The 5,772-nt window shown below is 60.1% G+C and carries 4 protein-coding genes and 1 pseudogene; 1 reads left to right on the forward strand and 4 read right to left on the reverse strand.

Going from position 1 to position 5,772, the window contains the following annotated elements:
• The 4 genes from AHiyo1_RS07360 to AHiyo1_RS07375 all read right to left on the reverse strand — a co-directional run.
• Positions 1 to 827 (reverse strand): alkene reductase (locus tag AHiyo1_RS07360; protein ID WP_059388119.1); only part of this gene is annotated, 827 nt, incomplete at its 3' end.
• 89 nt (positions 828 to 916) lie between these two features.
• The gene (locus AHiyo1_RS26355; RefSeq protein ID WP_253257201.1) at positions 917 to 1,792 is read right to left on the reverse strand and encodes a PKD domain-containing protein; all 876 of its coding nucleotides are present in this window, start codon (positions 1,790 to 1,792) and stop codon (positions 917 to 919) included.
• A gap of 35 nt (positions 1,793 to 1,827) precedes the next feature.
• Positions 1,828 to 2,469, reverse strand: coding sequence for a DUF6318 family protein (locus AHiyo1_RS07370; RefSeq protein ID WP_113990590.1), 642 nt, complete (start codon positions 2,467 to 2,469; stop codon positions 1,828 to 1,830).
• A gap of 235 nt (positions 2,470 to 2,704) precedes the next feature.
• The gene (locus AHiyo1_RS07375; protein WP_059388121.1) at positions 2,705 to 4,456 is read right to left on the reverse strand and encodes a purine-cytosine permease family protein; all 1,752 of its coding nucleotides are present in this window, start codon (positions 4,454 to 4,456) and stop codon (positions 2,705 to 2,707) included.
• A gap of 234 nt (positions 4,457 to 4,690) precedes the next feature.
• Here AHiyo1_RS07375 and bioB point away from each other — a divergent pair.
• Positions 4,691 to 5,718, forward strand: a pseudogene (bioB, locus tag AHiyo1_RS07380) (biotin synthase BioB).
• The last annotated feature ends 54 nt before the right edge of the window (positions 5,719 to 5,772 follow it).

Consider the following 5,772-nt stretch of genomic DNA (forward strand, 5'->3'; position numbering starts at 1 on the left):
CGCAGGTCCTGGACGAGCTCACCCTTGGGATCATGGTGGAGGATGCTGAGGTAGGCGAGGTTGAGCGAGGCGATGGTGTCCACCAGGACTTCATAGGTGGCGCGGACATCGGCGGGGTCTGTCTCGGCGATTCCCTGGACCGAGTGCTCAGGGGAAATCCGGATGCCGACCCGGTTGGCGCCCAAGGCTTCTCCCACCGCGTTGACGGTCTCGATCACAAAGCGTGCACGGTTTTCCGGCGAACCGCCGTAGCTGTCAGTGCGGACGTTGGTGTTGGGTGCCAGGAATTCGTGCAGCAGGTAGCCATTCGCCGAGTGGAGCTCGACGCCGTCGAATCCTGCCTCGACGGCGTTCCGGGAAGCCGTGACGATTTCCTGGATCACCGAGGGAAGTTCATCGGTGCTCAGTTCACGGGGAACCGGGTAGGGCTTCTTGCCGTTCGGCGTGCGCACTTCGCCGTCGATGGCCACGGCACTGGGTGCAACTATCTCGTGACCACCGGTGATGTCCGAGTGGGAAACGCGGCCACCGTGCATAACCTGGGCGAAAATCCGGCCACCCTCGGCATGGACGGCATCCGTCACTTTCTTCCAGCCCGCGATCTGTTCCTCGGTGACGAGGCCAGGCTGCCCCGGGTAGGACTGACCCGCGGGCGTGGGGTACGTGCCCTCGCTGACGATCAGCCCGAGGGAAGCACGCTGCCGATAGTGCTCCGCGACCAGCGGGCCGGGAACGCCTTCGACGCCCGAACGGAGGCGGGTCAGCGGCGCCATGACCAAGCGGTTGGGAATTTCAATCTCGCCGAGAGTCAAAGGGGAAAACAACATGGGCAGTGCCTTTCAAACGGGAACAGGTCCACTGGCGGCAACTGCAGCGCGCCTGCAACTATTCCTGTTGAGACGCGGATCACACGCTCTTAGGGAACGCCCGGGCAGCCTTCGCCCCGCGGATTCACGATGCAGTTGTCGGCGTAGTTGCGCGTGATCGACCTCCAGACGCTCACCTTCTGGAACGGCGACGCAAATTGTCCTGTGCCGGGAATCGGCATGTCAGGACCGCCGTTCACGGAGTAGGTGCCGCGGAAGGTGGTGGTCAAAACAACCCAGTAGTCATCTGTCCCGGCGTAAGCGTGGCTCGTGCGCGTCTTTTCGCCCCATCTTTCTTCAGGAAGTGGACCACCCATAGTTGGCCCCGGCCCGAGCGTCGCACCATCTCCGTAGTCCCATCGATATTCGACCGGTTCTGCCTTTATGACCACCTTTTGCCCGAGCATGTCCACAGTAAAAGCCTGTTCGGAGGCCTCAGCGTAGAAGTTGGTTTCAGCGCCCCTCAGCGTATGAGGAAATGGCTGAATGCCAGATACTGCTGGTGTGATTGGAAGTTGTTCGAATTTCGACTGTATCTGGGCGGCAATTTTCTCGAGCACGTCTGTGGGCTTTTCCGAATACAAGCAACGGTCGGGCCGTATGGCAGCCCATGCCGGTGGATCAAGAATCTTGAGCGACTCGAACCAGCGGACTGGCCTCCCGTTCTCCCCCTCCTTACAGTCCGCTGCCGCCGCGAGACACGCTTTGTCAAAATTGTTCTGACCGGGGTCGAGGCATAACAACTCGAACTTGTACTGTTTAGGATCCTCAGGTCCAGCCGCTGGCAAATCCACCCATGCCCCGCTGCCAGAGTCATATCTCCAGACACCAATCCCGCGTTGACCCCAGGAAATATCTGAATCACTCTGTTCAGCACGTGCAATCGACGTGACGAACATACTCCCTGCAACAAGACAAAAGGTCACCAGACTCCATGCTGCAACCCGGACCCGGTCAACCACTAGCTACCCAATCGGTCAACGTTTGAAGCAAACCATTTTCCATCGACGTATTTCGCGATAACCAGGTCACCGAGAACGCCGGATGCCGCAACATTCTGCCCAACGCTCCCGTCAGAGTTATGCAAGGTTCCGGCCGATTGTTGGGACTGTACGGCTACTTGGTACTCCCCGCTAGCCGCTAGGAATTTCGATGTGACAGCCTGAACTTGGATCTTGCTTCCGACAATCCATCGACCGTCGGAGCTCCACTTCTCGATCCCAGGAAAGACCTTGCTGCACATCGCGCACGTAGAACTAGTTACTTCATTGATGGGGCCCAATCGGCCGGTCTCAAAACCGTAATTCAGCAGTTCATACCAGTACCTCGCAAACGCCTCCACGCCTTCCTTTGTGTTCGCCTTCGCGGCCTCCGGCAACACGGGAACCGGGACGTTCTCGGCTTTCCCCTTGGCGTCCGCGGGTTTGTAAACAGCCGTCGAGGTCGGAGAGGGAGCACCAGTGACGCTGGCTGAAGCTGAAGCAGAATCTGTAGGCGACGCAGACTGCGGCTGGGTAGTGTTCCCGCACGCAGTCAGCGTCAACGCCGTGCCAAGGCTGACAATCATGAAAAAGCGAGCAGAAACCGAGGTGCGTGGAGTCATGGTTTGCTATCCCCAAATAGTTTTCAAGACTAAACGTTTCCAAAAAGGGTAGCTTAATTGCCCGTCGTGGCGGGAAAGTTATCCACAGGCTCCGGTTCATTACGCACCATCGCTTCACGAGCGCGGCCCAGCACAACCAGCCCACCACAACAAACACAAACCAAAGGCCCCGACGACGGGACCGCGGCCAGGCCGCCCATCCGTCGTCGAGGCCTATGGGACCTTGAACTCCTACCTACTTTTGAGCAGGCAGGACCAACTCCCCCGACTTATCCGTCGACAAAGCGAGCGAAGAGATGAACTGCGGTTCGCCGTCGGGCCCGTCCTGGGCCGAGCGGACCATATCCGGGCGCTCGAACTCCAGTCCGGTCACGTGGCATAGCAGCTTGGCGTCGCTCGGGTTGCCGTCGGCGTCGAACATCGGCAGATCGATTCCGTCGTCGGAGCGGCGTAGGTAGTACTTCCCGCGGGTCAACACGGCCAGCGCTGGCGGCAGCACAAGCGCCAGCCCAACGGCGAAGATCGGCGAATATGGCTGCACAGCTGAACCGAAAGCGCCGAAGAACACCGCAATCGAGACAACGGCCGAAACCAACATCGAGATAAAGCCCACCGGGTTGACGGCGTAAAGCATGCCTCGGCGGAATTCGGGAACCTTGGGCGAAATCTTGAGCAAATACTTGTTGATGGCAATATCGGACGCAACGGTAACCACCCATGCCATGGCGCAATTCGCGTAGAACCCAAGGATGGTGTTCAGGAACTCGAACATGTTCGCTTCCATCAGCACCAGCGCAATCACCAGGTTCACCACCACGAACACCATGCGCCCCGGGTAACTCTTGGTGATACGCGTGAAGCTGTTGGTCCACGCGAGCGAGCCGGAGTAGGCATTGGTCACGTTGATCTTGATTTGCGAAATGACCACAAGCACCACGGCCAAGGTCATCGCCAGCCAAGCCGGCATCATTTCCTGGTACACGCCAAGGAATTGATGCACCGGCTCGTTGGCATGCGCGGAGGCGGCTGGATCCAGGGTCGCAATCAGGTAGATGGCAATGAACATGCCCACGATCTGCTTGATCGCGCCGAAAATCACCCAGCCCGGCCCCGCCAGGATCACGGCACGCCACCAAGCACCACGGTTCTCGGCGGTCTTGGGAGGCATGAAACGCAAATAGTCAATCTGCTCCGCGATCTGCGCCATGAGCGACAGGCAGACACCCGCGGCCAGCATCACGGAGGCCAGGTTGGTGCCTTCAGCGCCGGATTTGCCCGTGAACGCGAAGAATTCCCCGATGCTGTCCGGGTGCGAAATCACCAAATACCCCACGGGAACCACCATGAGCAGGAGCCACAAAGGAGTGGTCCACACCTGCAACTTGGACAAGGCCTTCATCCCGTAAATCACCAAGGGAATCACAATAAGCGTGGACGCCGCATAACCGAGCCACTGCGGGATGCCCAGCCCAAGTTCCAGGCCTTGAGCCATGATGGAACCCTCAAGCGCGAAGAAGATGAACGTGAACGTCGCGAAAATGACGTTGGTGACCACCGAGCCGTAATAGCCGAATCCGGAACCCCGCGTGATGAGGTCAAGATCAATGTTGTACCGGGCCGCGTAGTAGGCCAAGGGAAATCCGGTGGCGAAAATGACCACGGCCGCCACCACGATTCCGAAAATAGCGTTTACGGTGCCGTACGAAATACCGATGTTCGCGCCGATCGAGAAATCAGCCAAATACGCGATTCCACCGAGCGCACTCGTCGCCACCACACCCGCACCCCATTTGCGGTAGGACCGTGGCGCGAACCTGAGGGTGTAGTCCTCCAGGCTCTCCTTCGCTGCGCTCATCGCATCGGCATTACCAGCCGTGCGGCTCCCGGCGCCTAGCGCCTCGGAAGGTTCGACGACGGCGACCCCCACCGGGGAGCCACCCGCCGTCGAGGGTTCAAGCACTTGCGTTGTCTTCGAATCGTCAGTCATCCCCAAAACTTTCCTCGTCTCGACATGTTTCCCCGATGAACATGGGCTCGACGCTATCGGCGGGATGGAACCACGGAGTCACCACGATGTTTCCGCGCTGTAACTTATCCAGCGAGTTGGACGCCAAGATTGCGGCTCCGGGTTTGTGGACGTCCAACAAAATCGCGGTCCCGTAGGCCTACTACCGTCGTGAAGGAACGCACCATCCCCTGCAAGTAACGGCCGAGGAGCATCATGACCACCCAGCCAAACCCAAGGCGTACGTCCACCTATCCGATTCTGGAAACAGCCCGCGAGCAAGTCCTCGCGAAAGGCGAAGGACTCAGCGAAGCCCAACTGCTCGAGATCCTCGAGCTCCCGGACGATGCCATTCCCGAAGCCCTGCAGCTTGCCCACGAAGTCCGCCTGGAGCACTGCGGCGAGGACGTCGAAGTGGAGGGAATCATCTCCATCAAGACCGGAGGATGCCCTGAGGACTGCCATTTCTGCAGCCAGTCGGGATTGTTCGACAGTCCGGTCCGGGGCGTCTGGCTCGACATCCCCGAGCTCGTCAAGGCCGCCAAGGAAACCGCCGCCACCGGGGCCACGGAGTTCTGCATCGTCGCAGCCGTCCGAGGCCCGGACATCAAGCTCATGAACCAGATCAAGTTCGCGATCGACCGCATCAACGCCGAAGTGGACATCAACATCGCGTGCTCGCTCGGCATGCTCAACCAGCGCCAAGTGGACCAACTCGCCGAATGGGGCGTCCACCGCTACAACCACAACCTCGAAACCGCGCGCAGCTACTTCCCCGAAGTCGTCACCACGCACACCTACGAGGAACGCCTCGACACTTGCAACATGGTCAAGGCGGCCGGCATGGAACTGTGCTGCGGCGCCCTGATCGGCATGGGCGAAACCACCGCCCAGCGCGCCGAACTCGCCAGCCAACTTGCGGCCCTCGAACCGCACGAAGTCCCGCTGAACTTCCTCAATCCGCGCCCGGGAACGCCCCTCGAAAACCAAGGAATCATGGACGGCAAGGACGCCCTCCGCGCCATAGCGGCGTTCCGCCTCGCCATGCCGCGGACCGTGCTGCGTTACGCCGGCGGACGGGAACTGACCCTGGGCGACCTCGGCACGCGCGAAGGCCTCATGGGCGGCATCAACGCGGTGATCGTCGGCAACTACCTCACCACACTCGGCCGACCCGCGACGCAGACCTCAACCTCCTCGTGGAACTGAACATGCCCATCAAGGAACTCCAGAAGTCGCTGTGAACACTGTTGAGACGGCAGGCTTCTGCGGGCACTGCGGCGGACCCGCCACGCAAG

Source organism: Arthrobacter sp. Hiyo1 (genome assembly GCF_001263615.2).
Lineage (GTDB): Bacteria > Actinomycetota > Actinomycetes > Actinomycetales > Micrococcaceae > Arthrobacter.

What these genes read in the sequence shown, in the direction of transcription:
- AHiyo1_RS07375 (WP_059388121.1), bottom strand. Translation starts at nt 4,456, where the DNA reads ATGACTGACGATTCGAAGACAACGCAAGTGCTTGAACCCTCGACGGCG.
- AHiyo1_RS07370 (WP_113990590.1), bottom strand. Translation starts at nt 2,469, where the DNA reads ATGACTCCACGCACCTCGGTTTCTGCTCGCTTTTTCATGATTGTCAGC.